The sequence below is a fragment of the Bacillus salacetis genome, from assembly GCF_003581585.1.
Classification (GTDB): domain Bacteria; phylum Bacillota; class Bacilli; order Bacillales; family Bacillaceae_B; genus Rossellomorea; species Rossellomorea salacetis.
Genome location: NZ_QXIR01000002.1, coordinates 40720 through 61052, shown reverse-complemented (window position 1 = coordinate 61052; position 20333 = coordinate 40720). Strand labels below are relative to the sequence as shown.

General features: G+C 42.3%; 21 protein-coding genes and 1 other annotated feature. Of the genes, 7 read left to right on the top strand and 14 right to left on the bottom strand.

Going from position 1 to position 20333, the window contains the following annotated elements:
* Window positions 1-49 precede the first annotated feature (49 nt).
* From D3H55_RS02025 to D3H55_RS02005, 5 genes are all read left to right on the top strand, one after another.
* Window positions 50-1570 (top strand): ATP-binding cassette domain-containing protein, encoded by a 1521-nt coding sequence (locus tag D3H55_RS02025; protein ID WP_119545239.1) that lies wholly within the window; start codon window positions 50-52, stop codon window positions 1568-1570.
* A 12-nt stretch (window positions 1571-1582) separates the two neighbouring features.
* On the top strand, window positions 1583-2755 hold the full coding sequence (locus tag D3H55_RS02020) for a sugar ABC transporter permease (protein ID WP_119545238.1): 1173 nt from the start codon (window positions 1583-1585) through the stop codon (window positions 2753-2755).
* 313 nt (window positions 2756-3068) lie between these two features.
* Window positions 3069-3752, top strand: a complete 684-nt coding sequence (locus D3H55_RS02015) for an HAD family hydrolase (RefSeq protein ID WP_119545237.1) — start codon at window positions 3069-3071, stop codon at window positions 3750-3752.
* A 157-nt stretch (window positions 3753-3909) separates the two neighbouring features.
* On the top strand, window positions 3910-4254 hold the full coding sequence (locus D3H55_RS02010) for a hypothetical protein (protein ID WP_119545236.1): 345 nt from the start codon (window positions 3910-3912) through the stop codon (window positions 4252-4254).
* 540 nt (window positions 4255-4794) lie between these two features.
* Window positions 4795-6096 carry an APC family permease gene (locus D3H55_RS02005; RefSeq protein WP_119545235.1) on the top strand — a complete coding sequence of 434 codons (1302 nt, stop codon included), beginning with the start codon at window positions 4795-4797 and terminating at the stop codon, window positions 6094-6096.
* A gap of 635 nt (window positions 6097-6731) precedes the next feature.
* Here D3H55_RS02005 and D3H55_RS02000 read toward each other — a convergent pair.
* From D3H55_RS02000 to D3H55_RS01985, 4 genes are all read right to left on the bottom strand, one after another.
* Window positions 6732-7811 carry a hypothetical protein gene (locus D3H55_RS02000; protein ID WP_119545234.1) on the bottom strand — a complete coding sequence of 360 codons (1080 nt, stop codon included), beginning with the start codon at window positions 7809-7811 and terminating at the stop codon, window positions 6732-6734.
* A gap of 87 nt (window positions 7812-7898) precedes the next feature.
* A complete protein-coding gene (locus D3H55_RS01995) occupies window positions 7899-8408 on the bottom strand; it encodes a hypothetical protein (protein ID WP_119545233.1) in 510 nt (169 codons plus the stop codon).
* Between the two features lie 56 nt (window positions 8409-8464).
* Window positions 8465-9544 carry an NAD(P)/FAD-dependent oxidoreductase gene (locus D3H55_RS01990; protein WP_136035619.1) on the bottom strand — a complete coding sequence of 360 codons (1080 nt, stop codon included), beginning with the start codon at window positions 9542-9544 and terminating at the stop codon, window positions 8465-8467.
* 99 nt (window positions 9545-9643) lie between these two features.
* A complete protein-coding gene (locus tag D3H55_RS01985; RefSeq protein ID WP_119545231.1) occupies window positions 9644-9889 on the bottom strand; it encodes a stage VI sporulation protein F in 246 nt (81 codons plus the stop codon).
* A gap of 171 nt (window positions 9890-10060) precedes the next feature.
* Between D3H55_RS01985 and D3H55_RS01980 the strand changes: the two genes are divergently transcribed.
* The gene (locus tag D3H55_RS01980; protein ID WP_119545230.1) at window positions 10061-10351 is read left to right on the top strand and encodes a phospholipase; all 291 of its coding nucleotides are present in this window, start codon (window positions 10061-10063) and stop codon (window positions 10349-10351) included.
* A 118-nt stretch (window positions 10352-10469) separates the two neighbouring features.
* Here the strand turns inward: D3H55_RS01980 and D3H55_RS01975 are convergent, their stop codons facing one another.
* On the bottom strand, window positions 10470-11807 hold the full coding sequence (locus D3H55_RS01975) for an APC family permease (protein ID WP_119545229.1): 1338 nt from the start codon (window positions 11805-11807) through the stop codon (window positions 10470-10472).
* 644 nt (window positions 11808-12451) lie between these two features.
* Between D3H55_RS01975 and D3H55_RS01970 the strand changes: the two genes are divergently transcribed.
* Window positions 12452-12907 (top strand): GNAT family N-acetyltransferase, encoded by a 456-nt coding sequence (locus D3H55_RS01970; protein WP_119545228.1) that lies wholly within the window; start codon window positions 12452-12454, stop codon window positions 12905-12907.
* A gap of 72 nt (window positions 12908-12979) precedes the next feature.
* Here D3H55_RS01970 and D3H55_RS01965 read toward each other — a convergent pair whose 3' ends face one another.
* The 9 genes from D3H55_RS01965 to thiS form a co-directional block, all read right to left on the bottom strand.
* Entirely contained in the window at window positions 12980-13438 is a 459-nt protein-coding gene (locus tag D3H55_RS01965; protein ID WP_119545227.1) for a GNAT family N-acetyltransferase, read from the bottom strand.
* A 117-nt stretch (window positions 13439-13555) separates the two neighbouring features.
* Entirely contained in the window at window positions 13556-15472 is a 1917-nt protein-coding gene (gene thrS / locus D3H55_RS01960; RefSeq protein WP_119545434.1) for a threonine--tRNA ligase, read from the bottom strand.
* A 54-nt stretch (window positions 15473-15526) separates the two neighbouring features.
* Window positions 15527-15750, bottom strand: a binding site (T-box leader).
* A 390-nt stretch (window positions 15751-16140) separates the two neighbouring features.
* Window positions 16141-16476, bottom strand: coding sequence for an HIT domain-containing protein (locus tag D3H55_RS01955; protein WP_119545226.1), 336 nt, complete (start codon window positions 16474-16476; stop codon window positions 16141-16143).
* Window positions 16477-16698 (bottom strand): hypothetical protein, encoded by a 222-nt coding sequence (locus tag D3H55_RS01950; RefSeq protein ID WP_119545225.1) that lies wholly within the window; start codon window positions 16696-16698, stop codon window positions 16477-16479.
* 164 nt (window positions 16699-16862) lie between these two features.
* Window positions 16863-17486: a thiamine phosphate synthase gene (gene thiE, locus D3H55_RS01945; protein ID WP_119545433.1), complete on the bottom strand. Its 624-nt coding sequence runs from the start codon at window positions 17484-17486 to the stop codon at window positions 16863-16865.
* Between the two features lie 25 nt (window positions 17487-17511).
* Window positions 17512-18327, bottom strand: a complete 816-nt coding sequence (thiD, locus tag D3H55_RS01940) for a bifunctional hydroxymethylpyrimidine kinase/phosphomethylpyrimidine kinase (RefSeq protein ID WP_119545224.1) — start codon at window positions 18325-18327, stop codon at window positions 17512-17514.
* Between the two features lie 9 nt (window positions 18328-18336).
* Complete coding sequence (locus D3H55_RS01935) at window positions 18337-19356, bottom strand: thiazole biosynthesis adenylyltransferase ThiF (RefSeq protein ID WP_119545223.1); 1020 nt, start codon at window positions 19354-19356, stop codon at window positions 18337-18339.
* Window positions 19353-20120, bottom strand: coding sequence for a thiazole synthase (locus D3H55_RS01930; protein WP_119545222.1), 768 nt, complete (start codon window positions 20118-20120; stop codon window positions 19353-19355). Before D3H55_RS01930 ends, D3H55_RS01935 begins: the two co-directional genes overlap by 4 nt.
* A gap of 1 nt (window position 20121) precedes the next feature.
* On the bottom strand, window positions 20122-20325 hold the full coding sequence (gene thiS, locus D3H55_RS01925; protein ID WP_119545221.1) for a sulfur carrier protein ThiS: 204 nt from the start codon (window positions 20323-20325) through the stop codon (window positions 20122-20124).
* Window positions 20326-20333 lie beyond the last annotated feature (8 nt).

Here is a 20333-nt window from a genome sequence, read left to right as displayed (position 1 = left end):
TCTATCACTATTCCATATGTTTTAAGTGGTCTGGTTAAGGAGGCATAACATGAGTGAGTATATTTTAGAGATGAACCAGATATCAAAGGAATTTCCAGGTGTAAAAGCGTTATCCAATGTGAATTTCAAAGTAGAGCGGGGAGAAATTCACTGTCTGGTTGGAGAAAACGGGGCTGGGAAATCCACATTGATGAAGGTGCTGAGCGGTGTTTATCCTTATGGAACGTATGAAGGCGATATCGTTTTTAATGGCCAGGTGCAGCGGTTCAATAAAATCAGTGACAGCGTCGATGCCGGTATTGCCATCATCTATCAGGAACTTGCATTATTTCCGGATCTGGCAGTTTATGAAAATATTTTTATCAATAACGAGATACAGAGCGGCGGCATCCTTGATTGGAATGAAGCGATCGTTCAATCGAAGAAATTACTTGAAAAAGTCAATCTGAAAGTCAACCCTGAAACCTTGATAAAAGAACTGGGTGTGGGAAAGCAGCAGTTGATTGAAATTGCAAAAGCACTGAGCAAAGAAGTAAAGCTGCTGATATTGGACGAACCGACAGCAGCATTGAATGAAGACGATAGTGAAAATCTTTTGGAGCTGCTCCGGGTGTTAAAAGAACAGGGCATTACGAGCATCATGATTTCTCATAAACTGAAGGAAGTCATTGCGATAGCAGATAAAGCAACGGTCCTAAGAGATGGAGAAACGATGTGTACATTGGACGCTTCAAAAGGGGAAATAACGGAAGCTTCCATCATCAAGAACATGGTCGGCAGGGAACTTGGCGATATCTATCCAAAACGGCCAGAGAAAAAATATGGTGATAAAGTACTGGAATTAGTGAACTGGTCCGCATATGACCCTGCAATTGGCCGCCAGGTTGCAAAAGACGTGAACCTGCACGTTAAGCAAGGGGAAATTGTCGGTATTGCCGGCTTGATGGGCGCAGGAAGGACAGAGCTTGCGCAAAGTATATTCGGGAATGCCCGTAAATACAAGCTCCAAGGAGATTTGTTTGTGGATGGAATGCTTGCCACTTACAAACACACTAAGGATGCCATCAAAGCAGGAATTGCCTATGTAACCGAGGATCGGAAGGGAAATGGACTGTTTTTACTGCAAGATATAAAAAATAATATTTCTGCCGGGAATTTAAACGGCATCTCCTCCAATGGGATCATCAATGAAAACGAGGAAATAAAAGTAGCAGAAGAATATCGAAAATCTTTAGGAATAAAAACGCCATCGATCCAGCAGCTGACCGGCAATCTTAGCGGGGGGAACCAGCAGAAGGTTTCTTTAGGGAAATGGCTTTTTGTCAGTCCCAAGCTATTGATCCTGGATGAACCGACACGCGGAATCGACGTCGGGGCAAAATTTGAAATTTATACTGTTATGAATGAACTGATCAATAAAGGAATGAGCATCATCATGATTTCATCAGAGCTTGGCGAGATCCTGGGAATGAGTGATCGTGTTTATGTCATGGCAGAGGGTGAGATTAAAGGTGAGATGTCATCTGAGGAAGCAAGTCAGGAGAAAATCATGGAGCTTGCGACGCAATAGGAGGTAGTATGAATGAATTTGTTAAAAGAAGGACAGCAGGTCATCAAACGCAATATTCGTGATTATGGGATGTACATTGCTTTATTGATCATCATGATCACATTTTCAATTTTGACTGATGGATTATTCATGTCTTCAAGAAACATCAGTAATCTACTGGATTCAGCAGGATACATAGCCGTTCTCGCAGTCGGGGTTATGCTTGTTATTGTCATCCGGCACATCGACTTATCCATCGGGTTCCTGGCAGGTTTTCTTGGCGCAATAGCAGCCATACTGCTCCTGAATGGTGTACCGGTTTATATTGTCATTCCCCTTGTCCTCATTTTGGGTATTCTTGCCGGATCCGTTACAGGTTTCCTGGTTGCCAAAATCGGCATCCCAGCCTTTGTGGCGACGCTGGCCGGATGGCTTATCTACCGCGGTGCCATTCTTTTAGTTACAGAGAAATCCGGAACCATCAATGTGGATAATGATGCATTCAACGCGTTAGGGAACGGATATATTCCTTCCATAACACAAGTTGGCGGGCTGCATTTACTATCACTAATCATCGGGGCAATCGGTATTTTATTATATATCATCAGCGCCATTCATAATCGTAAAAACAAAATCAAGTATAACTTTGATGTGGTTTCACAACCGATGTTCATCATACAGCTGGTTTTTGTCTCAGCGATCATTGCCTATTTCACCTGGTTGTTAGCTGGATACAATGGAATCTCATGGACAGTCGTCATCATCCTTCTGGTTGTCACAATCTATCACTTCGTCACAACCAAGACTGTGATCGGACGGCATATCTACGCTGTGGGAAGCAACCCTGAAGCAGCACATCTAAGCGGCATCAGTGTTAGCAAAATCACCTTCCTGGTCTTCGGATCAATGGGTATGCTGGCAGGACTATCAGGCATCCTTTTTACTGCCCGTTTGCAAGCCGCTACAACCACAGCTGGAACTCTTTTTGAATTAGATGCCATTGCAGCCGCATTCGTTGGCGGTGTTTCCGCAGCTGGTGGTGTCGGTAAAGTAACCGGAGCTGTCATCGGAGCCATTGTAATGGCAACTCTGACAAACGGAATGAACCTGATGGGTGTCGGGATTGCTCCTCAGTACATGATACGTGGTGGTGTCCTGGCATTGGCTGTTATTTTCGATGTCATGACCCGCAGGCAAAGAGCTTAGTGTTCATACAGAATAAAAAAAGGCAGGCTCCATCCATTAGCAATCAGTGGAAGAGCCAGCCTTTTTGCTATACCTTAAAAGATGGCTATTTGGTGCAGTTATATAGTTGGGAATTGATGAATGAATTACAAAGAGTAAGCTTTCTAGGATAAGTCCTTGGTTGACATGGGCTAACCAGGCTTTAGGGAAACTTATGAAGCAACTATTAAATATGTAAACAACCTTTTGTAATACAGAAAGGGTTTTTTGCTTATTAAGCAGAATGATATTTTAAGGGAATAGAATATTAATAAAGATCTGGAGGTTCTTTTAGTTGAACAGGTATAAAGCAATTTTATTTGATTTGGATGATACGCTGCTTAACAGGGATCATGCTGTTGATGAACTGTTTTTAAAGGTTTTAGCCGAGTGTTATATGGATGTGAACCAGTCTCTGAAAGAAAACATGAATGAGAAGTTCAAGGATTTTGATAGAAGAGCCTATGGAGATAATGATAAGACCAAAGTGCTGGCACCACTGTTTGAAGAATTTCCTCCAAGAAAAAGATTAACTGAAAGCGGGATTCAGGAGTTTTGGAATCACCATTTCCCTCTATGCTTTACTATTGAAGCTGAACTTTTAGATGTAATACGAACTTTGAAAGAGAAAGTAAAGGTTGCCATCATTACGAATGGGTCAACTGCCAGGCAAAAGGCAAAAGTAAAGAATACAAAACTGGATGATATTTTTGAAGTCATCATAATTTCAGAAGAAGCGGGATGCAGGAAGCCCGATGAACGAATATTTAAATTAGCACTTGACCGGCTTAATGTACAGCCTGAAGATACATTATTGGTTGGTGATGACCTGCAAAAGGATATTAGCGGCTGCCAGAATGTGAATATTAAGGGTGTATGGTTCAATCCGTACAGAATTGAGAACAATACGGAAATTCAACCATTTGCCGAGATACAGTCATTAAGCGAGTTATTCTCAATAATAGAGGCGAATACATAATGTCAGGGATACATTTCGTGAACAAAAAAGAAATTGAGATAACAAATTGATATTACAATGTAATGGTTTGGCAAAAAGGATGTAATCGCCCAGCTGTATACTTATTAATGATAGTTCAATACATAGGTAAGGTTAGAATACCAGCGGGGAGGCCGAAATGGAAGATTACTTAGCAAAATCACTGGATGAATGGAAGGCAGACATTTCAGAAGTGCTGGATCAAATCAATGATGAATATAGTGAGCTGAAGAAAGAACTTAGAGTCTATACTTATAAATATGGAATTACAAAGCAAGTGATCCAATCCACTGTCAACGATGAAATCATAAGGAATATCAGGCAAATGTATCATAAACCATTTGAAGAAAAGTACACTCATTTGAAAGAAGATATACAGGAATTGGATGAAAAACGTAAAGTGTTTCAAATGTTCGTGGATAAGATCGATGAAGTGAAGCGGAAGGAAGGGACCAAGACAGACCTTGCTTCTGCTTATAAATAGAATAGGAAGACTGGAACCGTCTATTTGGGTAGACGGTTTTATTATTTCAGAAAAATTCACCTTTCTCCTCTAAAGTGTTTTTTTTAGTACTCCCAATGCTTAGGCCAGTAAGTAAATCACTATTAGCATAAGGAATGGCAGCCGTTTAATGTGCGCAGAGAACTCCTAGATGTCCCAGCCTGGATGAATCCCCAACTAAGTTTAACTGCATTTAAAGGATTATAACTGCCGATTGTGGATTGTATCCCTTAAACATAAGTAGCTGAATCAGCAGACCTTAATATCTGTGCTGGAATCTGCATTCGATTAATTGCCCTGTAGATTGGTGAACGACCAGCGGTCACCCGTTACACATTTTTCAAAGCGGCAATATTCTTTCAAGCACCAAAAAGAGTATTGAAAAGCTAAAGAGAAATAAGAACCCCTTAAACGGCAGAATAGAGACTACTTTTTTTTCAATTTTATCTAAATATGAATAATCAATTCTCTAAAGGGTAAAGCCATTGGTGGAAATTTTTTTTCGCGAAGGAGGAGGATCACATGGCTGATTATAAAAAACAAAGTATTTCACTCACTGGAGCGGTAGGATTGGGAACAGGAGTGATGATCAGTGCGGGAATATTTGCCCTTCTTGGACAAGTGGCAGAATTAGCCGGGGCAGGGTTTCCTTTAATTTTTATCGCAGGCAGTATTGTTACGGCGTTCAGTGCTTATTCTTATGTTAAGATGAGCCAGCAATATCCTTCAGCAGGTGGGATAGGTATGTTCCTGATGAAGGCTTATGGAAAAAGTACCATAACCGCATCTGCAGCACTGTTGATGGCCTTTTCAATGATCATTAACCAAAGTCTTGTGGCAAGGACTTTTGGTACATACACCTTGCAGTTATTTAACGGCAGCCAAGCAGACTGGCTGGTGCCCATTTTAGGTGTGGGATTGCTTTTATTTTCCTTTTTAGTCAATATATCTGGAAATGCATTTATTCAAAGTTTCACTTCAATTGCCTCGTTAATCAAGATAATAGGATTAACAGTCATAGCATCGGCAGGAATTTGGGTGGCTGACTTCACATTCACGCCTCCAGAATCTAATGAGGGTAGTCTAACAGTCTCGATGGAAAACTATATAGCTGCTACTGCGCTCACAATCCTTGCATTTAAAGGGTTTACAACCATTACAAACAGCGGGTCAGAAATAACGAAACCCAGGAAGAATGTAGGAAGAGCCATTCTCATATCCATATTAATCAGTCTGGTTGTATACATGTTACTTTCCTGGGCTGTCTTTACCAACTTATCCGTTAGTGAAATAATCAGTTCAAAAGATTATGCCTTAGCTGAAGCTGCCAAGCCTGCCTTCGGGGATACTGGTCTTTGGATTACTGTAATCATTGCGATCATTGCAACCATTACGGGCATCATTGCTTCTGTGTTTGCTGTTTCAAGAATGCTGGCAATGTTAACGGAAATGAAGCTAATTCCACATAAGCACTTCGGTATGCCAGGTTCCGTCCAGAAACATACGCTTGTTTACACTGTGGTTTTTGCTCTGGTGCTGACAATTTCTTTTGACTTATCAAGAATAGCTTCCATGGGAGCCATTCTATATTTGGTAATGGACATGACCATTCATTGGGGAGTATTCAAACATTTGAGGAAAAAGGTCAACGCCAACCCCTTCATTGTAATGGGGGCTTTCATTCTTGATGGAATTGTTCTTAGTGCATTTCTCTGGGTAAAAATCAAGTCGGATCTTTTAGTCGTAACGGTAGCCATCCTGCTGATCATAGTTACGTTTATAGGAGAAAAATTATTTTTGAAACGGACTTCGGAGAACTCTTAAAAGTGAACTTATTGCAAAGTGAACATTATATGAAAGGAGCGGGAGTTTTTACTCTCGCTTTTTTCCATGGAAGAAGGAGGTGCATATTGAGGTTTATAAAGAGCTGCGAGCGTTATTTCAAAATATAAGATTAGACAGGGGGGGCTTGGCTTAGTGAGCAATGACGAGTACCAAAATGGTAGGGTGAAAGGTTGTTACTTTCCTCCATAATATAATTATTGATTCAGTTGGAAAGGAAGATGAAATACTTTGAGTGATAATAAAACAAAAAGGATTGTAACTCAATAATTATATTATGTAAACTTGTTTAATACATAAAAGAGAGGCAGTAGTATAGCTTTAACTGTTATAAACTAATTGTAGAATTAATTAATAGTACACTAAAAGTTTCTTTAAAGAAAAAAGTCTGGAGAAATAATGAACTCAAACATAATAAAGGTATTTTGAATGAAAATAATAAAATCGAGAAATGCTATACGATTTAGTAATTCACCAAATCATCTAAGTGGATTTTTGTTTCGTCTCAATATTAGTAGTATTCTTTGGCTGTGAGATGAAATGAACTGTTTTCGATTCACTTCCTATAATATATGTTATGTAAACTAAATAATTTATTAAAGAAGAGGTGTAAATCACTAAGTTAATTCATCCTCTTCTATTCTTTTCAGCTCAATTCTTCCTATTGAAAAATAAAATGGTGAAGGAAACGGCGGCTTTTTACCTTTTGTTAGTCTTCTCAGTGCTATTTGCAACCAGTTGCGTTGTTTGTTGAGTCCTGTAAAGAATACATATAAGGTATTTATATCAGCTTTGGTATCGCCATATTGACAGCTTGGATTGGCGGTTCCATTTTGGTACCAATTTTCACCGTTTTCTGCGTCCAGGATCAGTTTTGGCTCACTGGACCAGTTGTTTCGTTTTCCGTTAGGTTCCAAGCCTTTCAGCAGCCATAGACCTTGCTTCGGAAAAGGGTTTCTTCCGTATAGGTTCGTACTTCTGCAGACAACCATTTCATAACCAACTGCAGCAGCATGTACAGAGGCGTCATAGTAATTTTCCTTTTCGAAGAATAAATTTTCCGGTTCTGACCAATCAGTTAAACCATCTAAGCTTTCTACGTATTGAATACGATACTGTGGGTACCCTTTTTTCCCGGTTTCTTGTTTAGTCGTCACATACCAGATCCGCCATTTCCCTTTGAAGAATCTTACTTTGGGTTCAAGCACGTTAGGACTTTCGGGAGTTCCTGTCAATATGGGGGCGGGAAATCGTTCCCACCCTTTTGGTGTTTTGTTGAATACCCCAATTGAATATGGAGCATGATTATCCAAGACATTTTTGGACCCGTGCCCAGTGTAATAGATTCTCTCAGCTTTCTCCCCATTCTTGTCTTCTCCAGAGACATAACAAGGAGTATGATAACCGTAGTAATCCCAACTGCCCTTTTCTGAGTTAGGTGCTATCGGTTTCGCTTTTTTTGGATTATCATCATATGTTTCAATGGTCCAATTATTGCTGTCTAATGTTTCACCAGCTGGCAGTGTTGCTGTAAAAATATTGTTTTTGAAGTTCCTTTGAAACCCTCCCATAAACATAACCCATTGATCATTTATTTTGGCGACATGAGGATCTCCAACCCCGAATATATTGCGTATCTCTCCATACTTTTCTGTTTGATCAAAGAGTTTCACTGTTTTTACTAATTGGTGGTTCATTATTAACCACTCCTTCACTTATGGGACTACAAGTATTATAGGCGTAATTCACAAATAAAATAAGCTGCATTTATAGCAGCTCATTAGTTATTGAGACATGACATGCTGATATTTCCGAAGTGCCTTCCATTGTTCTTCTAAAGAAGCCATCGGAACAAATTCTACATCAGCAGCAGTAATTAGTTTATTATACATCTTTTGAAAATGAATATCCTGGTAGGACATTTGCAAATGGATGTTCTTGACGTTATCGTTTTTCATCATAGAAGCTGAATTGAAATTGTTGCTTCCCATTGCGTTTGCTGTGAACCGGCTTTCGAGTACCATATTTTTTTCCCAGGGAGTCAATTTTCCCAAAGGCACATCCATATTCATTTTTTCGATGTCCGGCAGAGATACTTTTTCAACACGGTTAGGATTTATAAGCATCAGCATCACGAGCACATGATTACGCAAAGTATCTATATGGGCTTTTAATATCTTCCTAAACGTTTTGTTTTGGACATTATTAAGATAGATTTCCAGTTTATAAATGACTCCTTCATGGGCAGCCAGGTGTTCAGACATCAATCCTAGATCGATCGCAGGCAATCTCATTCTTTCACCCTCCTCGATTCCAGGATATGCAGAAATGAAAATAACGAGCTTTTCTTTCAGTTTTTTAACAGCCTTTTATTTTCTAATTGTCTCAAAAGCCAAGGTATTTTTCCGTGAAACGTTCTATTGTTAAATACCGCGAGCCCATGGTATCTTCCTAACTCCAATGGAGAAAGCTTTGGGATATGCCCGGTATATAATTCACCTTCACCTGTCCCTAGGAATCCTTTAATGTTTGTATACAAGACGTTACCTTGCTTAATTGAGGTATAAAAGGAATGAGAATATGGCCGCATCCCTTCCATTACTGCGCATTCACCGGTACCGAAGATAAATGGATATTTTTTCACCTGTAGAGTATTCTCTATTAGTAAGAAGCCATTGTGATCAACCGGCAATTTTGAAAGCTTAAACAAATCAGGTGCTTTGGGATCCTGTGCCCAGAGCATTTTATCAAAATGTATTTCCTGCTGGGGCAAGAGGATTTTGTTTTCCCGAATCGCCTGTATTTCACTTCCAAGATGCAGCTCAATCCCTTTTTCAGTTAATAGTTGGACAATTTTAGCACTTGCGTTGGGCGTCATCTTATCAGATAGCAGTTTATTAGGAGATATCAAAGTTAGGGAGTTATGTAGTCCATTTTGCATCCTCCATGATTGTAGCGATGAGCCAATTTCGACTGCTGCGCGATTAGCTCCTGTAATGACGAGGTTATCAGCAAGTCGGATTGCATCAATGGAAGCAGTAAACTGATAGTTAGGTTTGATGGTATAGATGTCTTCTGTTAATGGGGTTTTATCTGTACCGCTTGTCATGGAGCCAATATCAATCGATAGGAGGTCGAAATCCAGGATTTCTCCACCTGCTGTCAAAGCGAGCTTCTGTACTGGATCTATTGAAAGGATGGCTCCTTTTTTCCAGATCACTCCCGCCTCCTTTGCTGCTCTCTCTAAATCTACCCTGATTTCTTCCTTGGTGTACCTATCTTCTATGTAGCCTGAAAACAACTCAGGATAATATTGATATTTTGATGGGGAAACCAAGGTGATTTCCACATCGTCCATTGGCTCCCTTTCTAATCTTTTCATTACTTGTATATGTGAGTGGCCGCCTCCGGCCAAAAGTAATTTTTTCACTCGTTAACGACCTTTCTTCTTGTTTATATGTAATTTACAGTCTAACGGTTTGCATGGAATAAAAACAAGCAGCAGCCCTCCAAGAGCTGCTGCTGCCTCTTACTTCTTCTTATTCATCATCTTCTGGATCTCGTTCATATCTTTAGGTACATTCCCCGTTGTGATAGCTTTGACAAGCATTTCTTCTTTTTCTTTGGAAACAGGCTTGTTAGCCATTTGCCCTACCTTCTTTATAAGGGTTCTCACCTGTTTTTCGTCTTTGAAATTCGTGTTTTGGAATGACTGAGCCAGTTTCATGATATCATCCATTTTTACACCGGTCTTTTTTTCGAAGTTACCAAACATTTATGGACCTCCTCTCAAAACGTTTCTCCACATTCTATGTAAGTCGGTAGCGTCTTGTATCAACGGACGTCCCGGCATCAGGAATATTTATTGCTTTATTAGGCGGTCATACAAGCCATTATGCTTCCCGAGCATATATTGCAATAAGGAGTTTTTATAAGGAGGAATTACATGCAACCGCCAGAAAGGAACCGAAATTTCAGAAGGTCCAAAGGGATTTGTATCTTTCCCGGCTATAGGTATTGCGGCCCGGGATGCAGCGGTCCTGGCGCTCCAGTCAATGCTGTGGATGCTGCCTGCAAGTTTCACGACGAGTGCTACAGCCGTTATGGCCCTTCATGTGAATGCGACCGCCTCTTTATGGATCGGTTGAGAAGACGAATGCACCAGAATACTTCTGAAGGAAGAAATGCACGCATCATGTTCCGGTTCATGAAACTGAAGACAATGTTTTCCTGCTGATATCAAAAAGCCGGCTCCCCCCTCATGGGAAGCCGGCTTTTATTCTGGATTAGAAAATTCGCTTTAGTGATTTAAAGTGGTGAGGGACTGTCCCCACATGCTTTAAAGCGGTGAAGCGCTATTCCTTCCAGGCGCTTTCTAGCTGAGCATCATAATCAAATTGGTTATTCTGTCCCTGTCTTCTTCCGAGCAGGAAGATGACTATCCCTACTGCCGTCCATAAGAGAAGGAGTTTGATAACGGACAGGATCAATGTGTAGCTGAAGAACAGCAGTACACTTAAGGAGAAGATTCCGCAGAAAATGATCAGCGGGAGCTTCGGTTTAATCAATGCTGTTTCGAAAAGAGCCGGTCTGACAAACGGCAGAGCAATCATTGCGATTGCATGGCCGATGTACATCAGGAACATCCCCTGAAGCGACACATTCAACAAGTAATCCAGCGTCCTTGTCCAGATCAGCACCAGCACAATGATTGTATTGATGGTAATCGCAATATGCGGCGTATTAAAGCGCTTATTGACTTTGGCGATACCTACCGGGATGACACGGTCTTCCGCAAACGCAAAGAGCATTCTTGAAACGACCATTACGAGTGAATTCAGCGTTGTAGCAAATGCCATGATGATTCCCGTCATGACAATCCATTTCCCTCCGGCCGGCAGATATACTGAAGCTACATCAAACATGGCGCTTTGTGAGGATGCGAGTTGGTCGTATGGAACAACCCCGAATGCGACGATCGAAATCAGGAAGTAGATAATGACTGTAGCAAAGGAACCGATCAGCATCGTCCTCGGCATCGCCTTTTGCGGGTCCTTCATCTCCCCACCTGCCTGTGCCAATTGTTCAAACCCGAAGTATGCAAAGAACAGCGATGGCAGAATCGCGACGAAGCCGCTCCAGCCGTTTGGAAGCATAGGAGAAAAATTCTCTGTTTCGATAAAGAATACTCCAGGCACAACCAGTACCAAAATGGCAACAAACAAAATGGCTGACATGACGAGCTGGACGACACCGAACCATTTCACCCCAATGATATTCAATAAGTAAAAAATCAATAACAATACAGTTGCTAGAGTCGCCGTGTTGCCGGTCCCGATGACACCAGAAATATAATCACCGAATGATATCGCCATGATCGCCATGACACCAAGCAATGCAATGTATTGGAACCACATGAACAGGAAGCCGGCAAAAAAGTTTTTGAAAGTCCTGCTGATATGCACATACGCTCCACCTGGGCTGTTACCAAGCGGTGTACTCATGAAGATCAAGTAAGCAAGAGCGGAACAAAGCAAAACCGGCAAAAGAACTACATAGCCAAATGGCACCGACGGTCCTGCCTGGGCCCCAGCTTCTCCTGTGACAACAAAAATGCCGGACCCGATCATGCCTCCTATCATCAAGGCATATCCATGCCATTTTCCCAGTTCACGTTTCAATCCGTTTTTCATGATGACTCACCTTCTCCTTCTTGTAAATGAATACAAAAAAGCCCTTCACCCAAAAGGGACGAAGGAGCTCCGCGTTACCACCCTTGTTGATGGAAATTGAATTCTTTCCACCCGCTTCATTGTCAGACAGCTTTAATGCACGATGTAATTCACTAATAAGCTGCCTGAATTCACACCACCCATTCAGTCTCTGTAACTGCCCGCTTACCCGCTACTGCTTTCGTACACTGTCTATATTTATTTGTGAAGATGACTTTTTCGCTTTAACGCTTTTATGCTTTTATGCAATAAAGTATATTAAGACTATACAAGGGTTGTCATTCATTCGTCAAGAGATAAATTTTACTTTTTTATAATTCAAGCCCAGCTGAATCGATTTCCACTTTCTTCAGTATTTGTTTTTGGCAAGAAATTTATGAATAGGACAGCTCAGAAATATTTTTAAAGCGTGACGATCCATCCATTCATTATGCTATACTATAAAAAGCCGGAAAATTCTTCATATTCTTTCAGGCAATATAGGTTATAGGAGGCGTTCAGTATGATGATAAACAAAGCATTGATTTTTAAAAACACTATGGGGATCACGCCGAATTAACTAAGTTGTTTTTGCGTTTTCCCTCATTCTGAAAGGGGAAACACTAGTGATTAGAAAAGACGTTAACATAATTGAATTGAATTCAGAAAACTGGTATGAATGCTGTGTATTAAAAGTTGCCGCAAATCAAACAGATTTCATTGAAACAAATGCAATTTCAATTGCGCAATCAAAGTTTGAACCTTCATTAAAACCATATGCAATATATTTGGGTGAGAAAGCAGCCGGCTTTTTAATGTTCAATTCTGTTCCAGAGGAACTTGACGGGTATTGGGTGTATAGAATTATGGTGGATGAAAAATTTCAAGGTCAAGGAATAGGAAAAGCCGCAGTACAATTAATGATTTTAGAAATGGAAAAGTTACCGAATGCCAAAAAAATCATTGTGGGCTATCATCCAGAGAATTCAGGGGCACATCATCTATACAAAAGCTTAGGTTTTATAGACAATGGAAATAGATTCGGCAAAGAAATGGCAGTCATTAAGTATATAAATCAATGATTCAACAAAAAAGGCTTAGAGGAACCTCTCTCTAAGCCTTTTTGAATGGGAAGGAATCATGGACCCAAATGCTTACGATAACTTCTTTGCCATGATGACGTTGGTCACTTCATACTCAAGTTTTTCATACAGGTTCCTGGCCGTCTGGTTGTGTCCGAAGACGTGGAGTTCAATCTTGGAGAACCCCAACGCTTTGGCAGCTTTTTCAATTTCGAGCATTGCCTGTTTACCGTATCCTTTTCCCTGATGCTCGGGTTCTATGAATATGTTGTAGATATAACCGGTATCCTCTCCGATTTTGGCCAGCCAGATGGAACCGGCAGCTAAATCATTATCCCAAATGGTATACAAATAGTTATCTTCCGAGTTCTCCCGGTTTGGAAGCAGGCGTTTGAAGTCATTCTTTGAGTTTTCCAACGCTTCTTCAGGTGCCCAGTTTCCTGCTTCTGTTTTTTCCTTAGCATAATTTTCAATCGAATGATCAAGGAAGGCATCAAATTCTTTTGCAGTCATTCTTTTTAGTCTTACCATAAAGATTTCCCCCTTTGTTTATAAAAACCCCTCCTAGTAAGTGTTCTCTATAACTATCTCTATTCCTTTTTTAGGAACATAGAAACCCGCCTCCCTTTCTGGAAAGGCGGGAACGAGTTAAAGTTTCTTATTGCTGACGGCTAGTTTAAGCTCTGTAATGAATTCCTCGAGGTTCTGCTCAATGGAATCCTTATCACTATATCGACGTACATTCACAGAGCCATTCTTCATTTCATTGTCGCCGATCACCAGGATATACGGTGTTTTCTTCAGTTGTGCTTCCCTCATTTTATAGCCCATTTTCTCTTCCCTTGAATCGAACTCGACCCGGATTCCTTCTTGTTTTAAATAATCAACAACTTTTTGGCTGTATTCTCGGTGATGCTGAATCGAAACCGGGATCACACTTACTTGCAGTGGTGCGAGCCAGGCTGGGAAGGCACCGGCAAAGTGCTCGATCAGGATTCCCAGGAAGCGGTCTATCGATCCGAAGACAGCTCGATGGATCACGACCGGGCGAACCTTTGCGTTGTTTTCATCAATATAATGCAGGTCGAATTTCTCTGGCATTTGAAAATCCAGTTGAACAGTCGCACATTGGTGGCTCCTCTTCAGGGCATCTTTGATGTGTATATCGATCTTCGGTCCATAAAATGCCCCGTCTCCTTCATTGATTGTAAAATGGTACCCAAGCTGGTCCAGGACGTTTTTAAGGGATTCCTCTGCTTTATCCCATAGCGCTTCTTCCCCCATATAATCATCAGGTCGAGTGGAGAGCTCAATCTCGTATTGAAACCCAAATGTGCTGTATACACGATCAATCAGTTTTAAAGCGGATTTTATTTCCTCTTCGATCTGTGCGGGTGTAACAAAGATATGGGCATCATCCTGGCAGAAAGTCCTCACCCGCAGCATACCGTTCAATGCACCGCTGAATTCGTGGCGGTGAACCTGCCCAAATTCTGCCATCCTGATGGGCAGGTCCCTATAGGAATGAAGCTTGTTTTTAAATATCAGCATATGACCCGGGCAGTTCATGGGCTTCAGGGCAAAGCTTTGATCATCGACCTCCGAAAAGTACATATTATCTTTATAGTGATCCCAATGGCCGGATTGCTCCCAAAGTTTGCGGTTCATCATAATCGGTGTCCTGACTTCCTCATAATCATAGGAATTCTGCAGCTGCCGCAGGAAAAATTCTAGTTCATTGCGGATTTTTTGCCCGTTGTTTAAATAAAATGGCATACCTGGTGCTTCTTCCGAGAACATGAACAATTCCAATTCATTGCCGAGTTTGCGATGATTTCGTTTTTGGGCTTCGTCGATAAAAACGAAATGCTCATCAAGCGCTTCTTTTGAAGGAAAAGCGACACCATAGACACGCTGAAGCATCTTATTATTGCTGTCACCTCGCCAGTAGGCACCAGACACATGTGTTAATTTGAAACATTTCACCATTCCTGTTGACGGGAGGTGCGGCCCTCTGCACAAGTCGAAGAATTCACCTTGGCGATAAATAGAGAGTTTCTCATTTTCCGGTATATCATCGATCAGCGCTATTTTCAGCGGATCTTCCGCAAAGAGGGCTTTAGCCTGATCTCGTGAGATTTCTTCTCTTTGTATCGGGAGGTTTTCAGCTATGATTTTCTTCATTTCTTTCTCTATTTGCTGAAGTTCGGATTCTGAAATGTTCTTCTCAAGGTCCAAATCATAATAAAATCCGTTCTCGATGACGGGTCCGACACCTAAATGAACCTTTCCATAAAGGCGTTTGACTGCCTGTGCCAGAATATGAGCGGCGCTGTGCCTCATCATTTCTATTCCTTTCGCTGATTTTACTTCGAGCAGCTCGATGGAGGCATTTTCTCCTATCGACCGGTTAAGATCAACTAAAACACCATTGACTCTGCCGCCTGCAGATTTTTTCTTTAAGCCGAGGCTGATTGATTGGGCAATTTCAGCCAGTGTAATTCCTGCCGGGTACCTCTTTTCTTTCCCATCTGGAAACTTGATGAGAATTTCCTGTTGTTTCATGATTAACCACTCCCTTTGATTTTTGGAAATAAAAAAACACACAGCCATCCCTGTAAAAGGGACGAGTGTGTGTTGACCCGTGGTTCCACCCAGCTTCCCGTCAAGAGATGACGGCTTCATTTGCTTTAACGCAGCTCCTGCGGTATTGATTACTGATGAATTCACCAATACGGCTCCAAGGCGGTAAGCATCATCTTCTGTGCTGGGAAGCTTTCAGCCGCGGCTTCCCTCTCTGTGAACCAGTTAAGAAGATCTCATGTCCTTTTCATAGCCAAATATATTTTTTTAAGAAAATAAAAAACACACGCATCCCTCTAAAGGGACGTGTGTGTTTTGGACCCGTGGTTCCACCCAGCTTCCCGCCTGAAATCCCAGGCGGCTTTGGTGCTTTAACGCAGCATCTGCGGTATTGAATACTGTGACTTCCTCAATACAACTCCAAGGCGGTAAGTTTTTCTTTCTGCGTTGGGAAGCTTTCAGCTGCGGCTTCCCTCTCTGTGAACCGTTTTAGAAAAACCCGTGTCCTTATCAACGTTTCATATAATTTTTTAATAATATATAGCATTCACGTATAGATGTCAACTCAATCTGGAAAAAAATGTGGAATGTTTAAGTATTGTATATCCATTGTATTCTTCATGCTTCTGTGTGTTCTTCCATCTGTCTCTTCAGCTTTGATTCAAGGGCTGACCTGAAACTATATGCCAGTGAAGGTGCTTTGAATCCTGGTACTCACCCAAATTGGTTATCACTTTGCAGGATCCATATTCTTTGGTTACTTCTGCTGCTGTTTCTTTGATGACAAGCATCAATTCCAGCAAGAGATCATGTTCACTTTCAACTATCGCGATAAGCGATGGGATATGCTTCTTGGGGATGACCACGATATGGACTGGATAATATGGTTTAGTATGGTGGTAAGCAAGGACATTCGCAGTCTCCTTCACTTTCTCAACTGCAGTCTTCCCGCTTAATACCTCATCACAGTAAAAGTCATTCGTCATCTACTTCACCCTTGCTTTCTTAATGCGACCAGGATTTTTATTCACCAGAAGGAGTCCTGTTCCGCTTAGTGTCATGATGATCAGCAGGATCAGAATATCAAGACTGTGAAAAGATACAATTTCTTGAGTTGAAAGACTTACATCGAAAAGCCTGATTACAACACCAATCAAGGTGGAGACCAGCATTAACAGCAGAACTGTTCTCTTTTGGGCGGTAGTCATACCCATTCCCCCTTCTATTCTTTTAATGATCCGCTCCATTCAGTGCATCTAAAAAGCTGATTTTAAAAAACATCTTTATAATTAGACGAATGAGAGACAGGGATGGTTTCGAAAGTTCAGTTATTTCAACACATTAAGGCAGCGGGGGACTGTTCCCCGCTGCTTTAATGTGTTGAAGTCCTTGCTTTATCGAGTGCGGCTTTCATTCTTGAGGCGGCAGTTCTGGGATCATGGACGCTGCTTATACAGGAGATGACGGCGACTCCATCTGCCCCTGCTTGTATCACATCTGGAGCATTAGCTTCATTAATTCCGCCGATTCCTACTATGGGGTGTTGAATCCCCTGCCTTCTCATTTCACTTATGAGCTCTGGTCCGCTTACTGTCCTCGTATCCGGCTTTGTTGTTGTTGCAAACATAGGTCCGACTCCCAGGTAATCAGCACCTGCCTCAATCGCTGCGGCTGCTTCCGTAACAGAATGAGTTGAAACCCCGAGGATTTTATCTCCTATTCTGTTCCTCACTAATGAAGGGTCACCGTCCTCCTGACCGATATGGACGCCATCCGCATTGATCTTCAAAGCCAGTTCAACATCATCGTTGATAATGAATGGCACATTATATTCACGGCAGACAGCCTGCAGTTTAATCGCCATTCGTTCTGAACCTTCGCCTTCAAGGCATCCTTGTCCTTTTTCCCGGAACTGAAAGATGCTGGCGCCTTGCGAGAGTGCATCTTTCAGAACCTTCACCGGGTTGCCGGAAGCAGTACAATTCCGGCTGCCCATAATGAAATAAAAAGATAGAGATTTTCTAAGCGTCAACAGAAATCATCTCCCTGCGGTTGTATGCCCAATGATTTGTCGGTCCATGTCCGGAACCGATTCCCAGTTCGTATTGGATGGCAGATTGAATAAATGTTTTTGCAGTATGCACAGATTCACAAAGCGAATGGCCTTTTGCAAGTTCGGCGGCAATGGCTGCAGAAAATGTACACCCTGTACCGTGCGTGTTTTTTGTATTGATCCGTGGAGCAGAAATCGTCTCAAATTGCTCTCCGTCAAAAAAGAGATCCCTTGCAATTTCTGTATTTTCGTGGCCACCCTTAATGACAACAGACTGAGCTCCAAGGTCTATGATGGTCTTAGCTGCTTCTTTTCGTCTGTCCATTGTATCAATTTTCATTCCCGTTATGACTTCTGCTTCAGGAATGTTGGGAGTGATGACCCTGGCGAGTGGGATCAATTCGGTCTTTAAAGCTTCCACAGCATCCTTTTGCAAGAGAGGGGAACCTCCTTTGGCAATCATGACAGGATCGACAACGATGTTGAGCCAATCAAATTCTTTTATAGCCCCGGCAACCATCCTGATCACCTCACTGTCGAATAGCATGCCTGTCTTTACTGCCTGGGGGGCAAGGTCATCAGCAATCGATTTCAGCTGTCTTTCTACCGCTTCCAGCAGAACAGGGTAAACACCCTGTACTCCCAGTGTATTTTGTGCCGTAACCGCTGTCAAAACGGACATTCCGTATACATCGAGTTCCTGGAAGGTTTTCAGATCAGCTTGGATCCCTGCTCCGCCTCCGCTATCGGAACCTGCTATAGTCAATGATTTTACAGTTTCCATAAAATCCTCCTATCCTAAATAACGGTGATAAATCGTTTTCGCTTCTGCAATATCTTTTATGCCATGGATAAGGACCCGTCCATCTTTAAACAAGACAAGGCGCTTCCCGGAATTCTCATAGGATAATAGAAAAGGATTTCGTTCTATCCTTCCGCCGGTTTTGGAAAGAATTTGTGCTGTCCGCTCCAAATCCCTATCCCCTTTCATGGCGGGCCGTATCTGAACAGAATCCCGGCCGCACAATACTGCTGCTTTGGTTTGGTTTTCATATCTTAGGAATGGGTAGGATGGGCGGCTTCCGCAGGAAGGGCAGTCTTCCTTCTTCAAAGTCCCGGGTGAAATGGAGGTGTGCTGGTTTTCCCAAAGATCAAAGGAAACAAGCTTTTTCCTTATATGTTCCAAATCTCCGACAAGCAGCTTCATCACTTCAGCAGTTTGAAAACTGACCACCATCCCTGCTGCAGGACTGATGATCCCTGCTGTATCACAGGTTGCTCCCCCGAGCGGGACAGTTTCAAGCAGGCAGTGGAGGCATGGTGTAACTCCAGGGATGATGGTGTAACTGATGCCGTAACTGCCGACACAGGCTCCATAAACCCACGGAATCCGATATTTCTGGGAAATGTCATTGATGATCATCCTGGTGTCAAAGTTGTCTGTTGCGTCGATGATGACATCAACATCTTTGTGAAGTCCTTCCAATTCCTGCACGCCCGCATCACCTGTGATGGCTTCAACCAATACCGAAGAATTGATTTTGGTTAGCCTTTCCTTAGCGGCCACAGCCTTTGGGATTTTTTCAGCGGCATCTTGTTCGGTAAATAACTGCTGACGTTGTAAATTGCTCCATTCCACATAGTCTCTGTCGATGATCGTCACTTTGCCGACTCCTGCCCTGACGAGAGCTTCTGCATTCCCGCTTCCCAGTGCACCGGCACCAACTATCAGAACATGTTTTTGCGAAATAGCCTGCTGCCCTTTCTTGCCAATCCCGCTGAATAGCTCCTGTCTCGAATAACGGTCATTCAAATGGTACTCATTCCTTCCAATGGACTGCTCGCCGCAGCATAGCGTTTCTTCGGGATTCTCCCAGCCTCAAACCCAAGCCTGCCTGCCTTGATGGCAAGTTTCATTGCTTCTGCCATCTTCACGGGATCCTTAGCAGCAGATACAGCCGTGTTCAATAAAACGCCATCCGCACCCAATTCCATGGCATAGGCAGCATCCGCAGGTGATCCTATTCCTGCATCCACAATGACTGGTACTGTTGCTTGTTCAATGATGAATCCGAGGTTCAAGGGATTGATGATTCCCTGTCCTGATCCAATTGGGGAAGCTCCCGGCATGATGGCATGTACACCAAGCTCCTCAAGCCTTTTGGCAAGAAGGACATCATCGGAAGTGTACGGAAGCACAATGAACCCTTCCTTTAGAAGTTCTTCCGCAGCTTTCAATGTTTCAACGGGATCCGGGAGCAGCGTCTTAAAATCCCCGATCACTTCCACCTTGATCATGTCACACAGCCCTGAAGCCCTTGCCAGCTTTGCCGTTCTGACAGCTTCCTCTGCCGTTTTGGCTCCAGCAGTATTGGGAAGCAGTGTGTACTTTTCCACATCAAGCTTCTCAAGAAAGTTCGGCTGTTCAGGTTCAAAGATATTCATCCGCCGGACTGAAAATGTAAGTACCTCAGTCTCAGAAATATCAACTGCTTTCTTCTGGATGTCAAAGTCCGGATACTTCCCAGTACCCAGCAGCAGTCTTGAGTTAAATTCATATGAGCCAATTTTTAACATATCATCCGCCTCCTACAAAATGTACGATTTCCACTACATCGCCATTGGCGAGCTGCACTTCGGCATGTTTGCTTTTTTCAAGGATCACTCGATTCACTTCTACAATCGCCGCTTTCTGTTCTATTTGGAAATGGACAAGAAGCTCTTTGACTGTTTTCACCGAATCATCCACAAGGATATCTTCGCTGTTGATGATCAATTTCATCGGTATGC

What these genes read in the sequence shown, in the direction of transcription:
- thiD (WP_119545224.1), bottom strand. Translation starts at nt 18,327, where the DNA reads ATGGAAACTGTAAAATCATTGACTATAGCAGGTTCCGATAGCGGAGGC.
- D3H55_RS01980 (WP_119545230.1), top strand. Translation starts at nt 10,061, where the DNA reads ATGCAACCGCCAGAAAGGAACCGAAATTTCAGAAGGTCCAAAGGGATT.
- D3H55_RS01955 (WP_119545226.1), bottom strand. Translation starts at nt 16,476, where the DNA reads ATGACGAATGACTTTTACTGTGATGAGGTATTAAGCGGGAAGACTGCA.
- D3H55_RS02020 (WP_119545238.1), top strand. Translation starts at nt 1,583, where the DNA reads ATGAATTTGTTAAAAGAAGGACAGCAGGTCATCAAACGCAATATTCGT.
- D3H55_RS02005 (WP_119545235.1), top strand. Translation starts at nt 4,795, where the DNA reads ATGGCTGATTATAAAAAACAAAGTATTTCACTCACTGGAGCGGTAGGA.
- D3H55_RS01995 (WP_119545233.1), bottom strand. Translation starts at nt 8,408, where the DNA reads ATGAGATTGCCTGCGATCGATCTAGGATTGATGTCTGAACACCTGGCT.
- D3H55_RS02010 (WP_119545236.1), top strand. Translation starts at nt 3,910, where the DNA reads ATGGAAGATTACTTAGCAAAATCACTGGATGAATGGAAGGCAGACATT.
- D3H55_RS01965 (WP_119545227.1), bottom strand. Translation starts at nt 13,438, where the DNA reads ATGGTAAGACTAAAAAGAATGACTGCAAAAGAATTTGATGCCTTCCTT.
- thiE (WP_119545433.1), bottom strand. Translation starts at nt 17,486, where the DNA reads ATGGGCAGCCGGAATTGTACTGCTTCCGGCAACCCGGTGAAGGTTCTG.
- thiS (WP_119545221.1), bottom strand. Translation starts at nt 20,325, where the DNA reads ATGAAATTGATCATCAACAGCGAAGATATCCTTGTGGATGATTCGGTG.
- thrS (WP_119545434.1), bottom strand. Translation starts at nt 15,472, where the DNA reads ATGAAACAACAGGAAATTCTCATCAAGTTTCCAGATGGGAAAGAAAAG.
- D3H55_RS01930 (WP_119545222.1), bottom strand. Translation starts at nt 20,120, where the DNA reads ATGTTAAAAATTGGCTCATATGAATTTAACTCAAGACTGCTGCTGGGT.
- D3H55_RS01975 (WP_119545229.1), bottom strand. Translation starts at nt 11,807, where the DNA reads ATGAAAAACGGATTGAAACGTGAACTGGGAAAATGGCATGGATATGCC.
- D3H55_RS02025 (WP_119545239.1), top strand. Translation starts at nt 50, where the DNA reads ATGAGTGAGTATATTTTAGAGATGAACCAGATATCAAAGGAATTTCCA.
- D3H55_RS01985 (WP_119545231.1), bottom strand. Translation starts at nt 9,889, where the DNA reads ATGTTTGGTAACTTCGAAAAAAAGACCGGTGTAAAAATGGATGATATC.
- D3H55_RS02000 (WP_119545234.1), bottom strand. Translation starts at nt 7,811, where the DNA reads ATGAACCACCAATTAGTAAAAACAGTGAAACTCTTTGATCAAACAGAA.
- D3H55_RS01950 (WP_119545225.1), bottom strand. Translation starts at nt 16,698, where the DNA reads ATGACTACCGCCCAAAAGAGAACAGTTCTGCTGTTAATGCTGGTCTCC.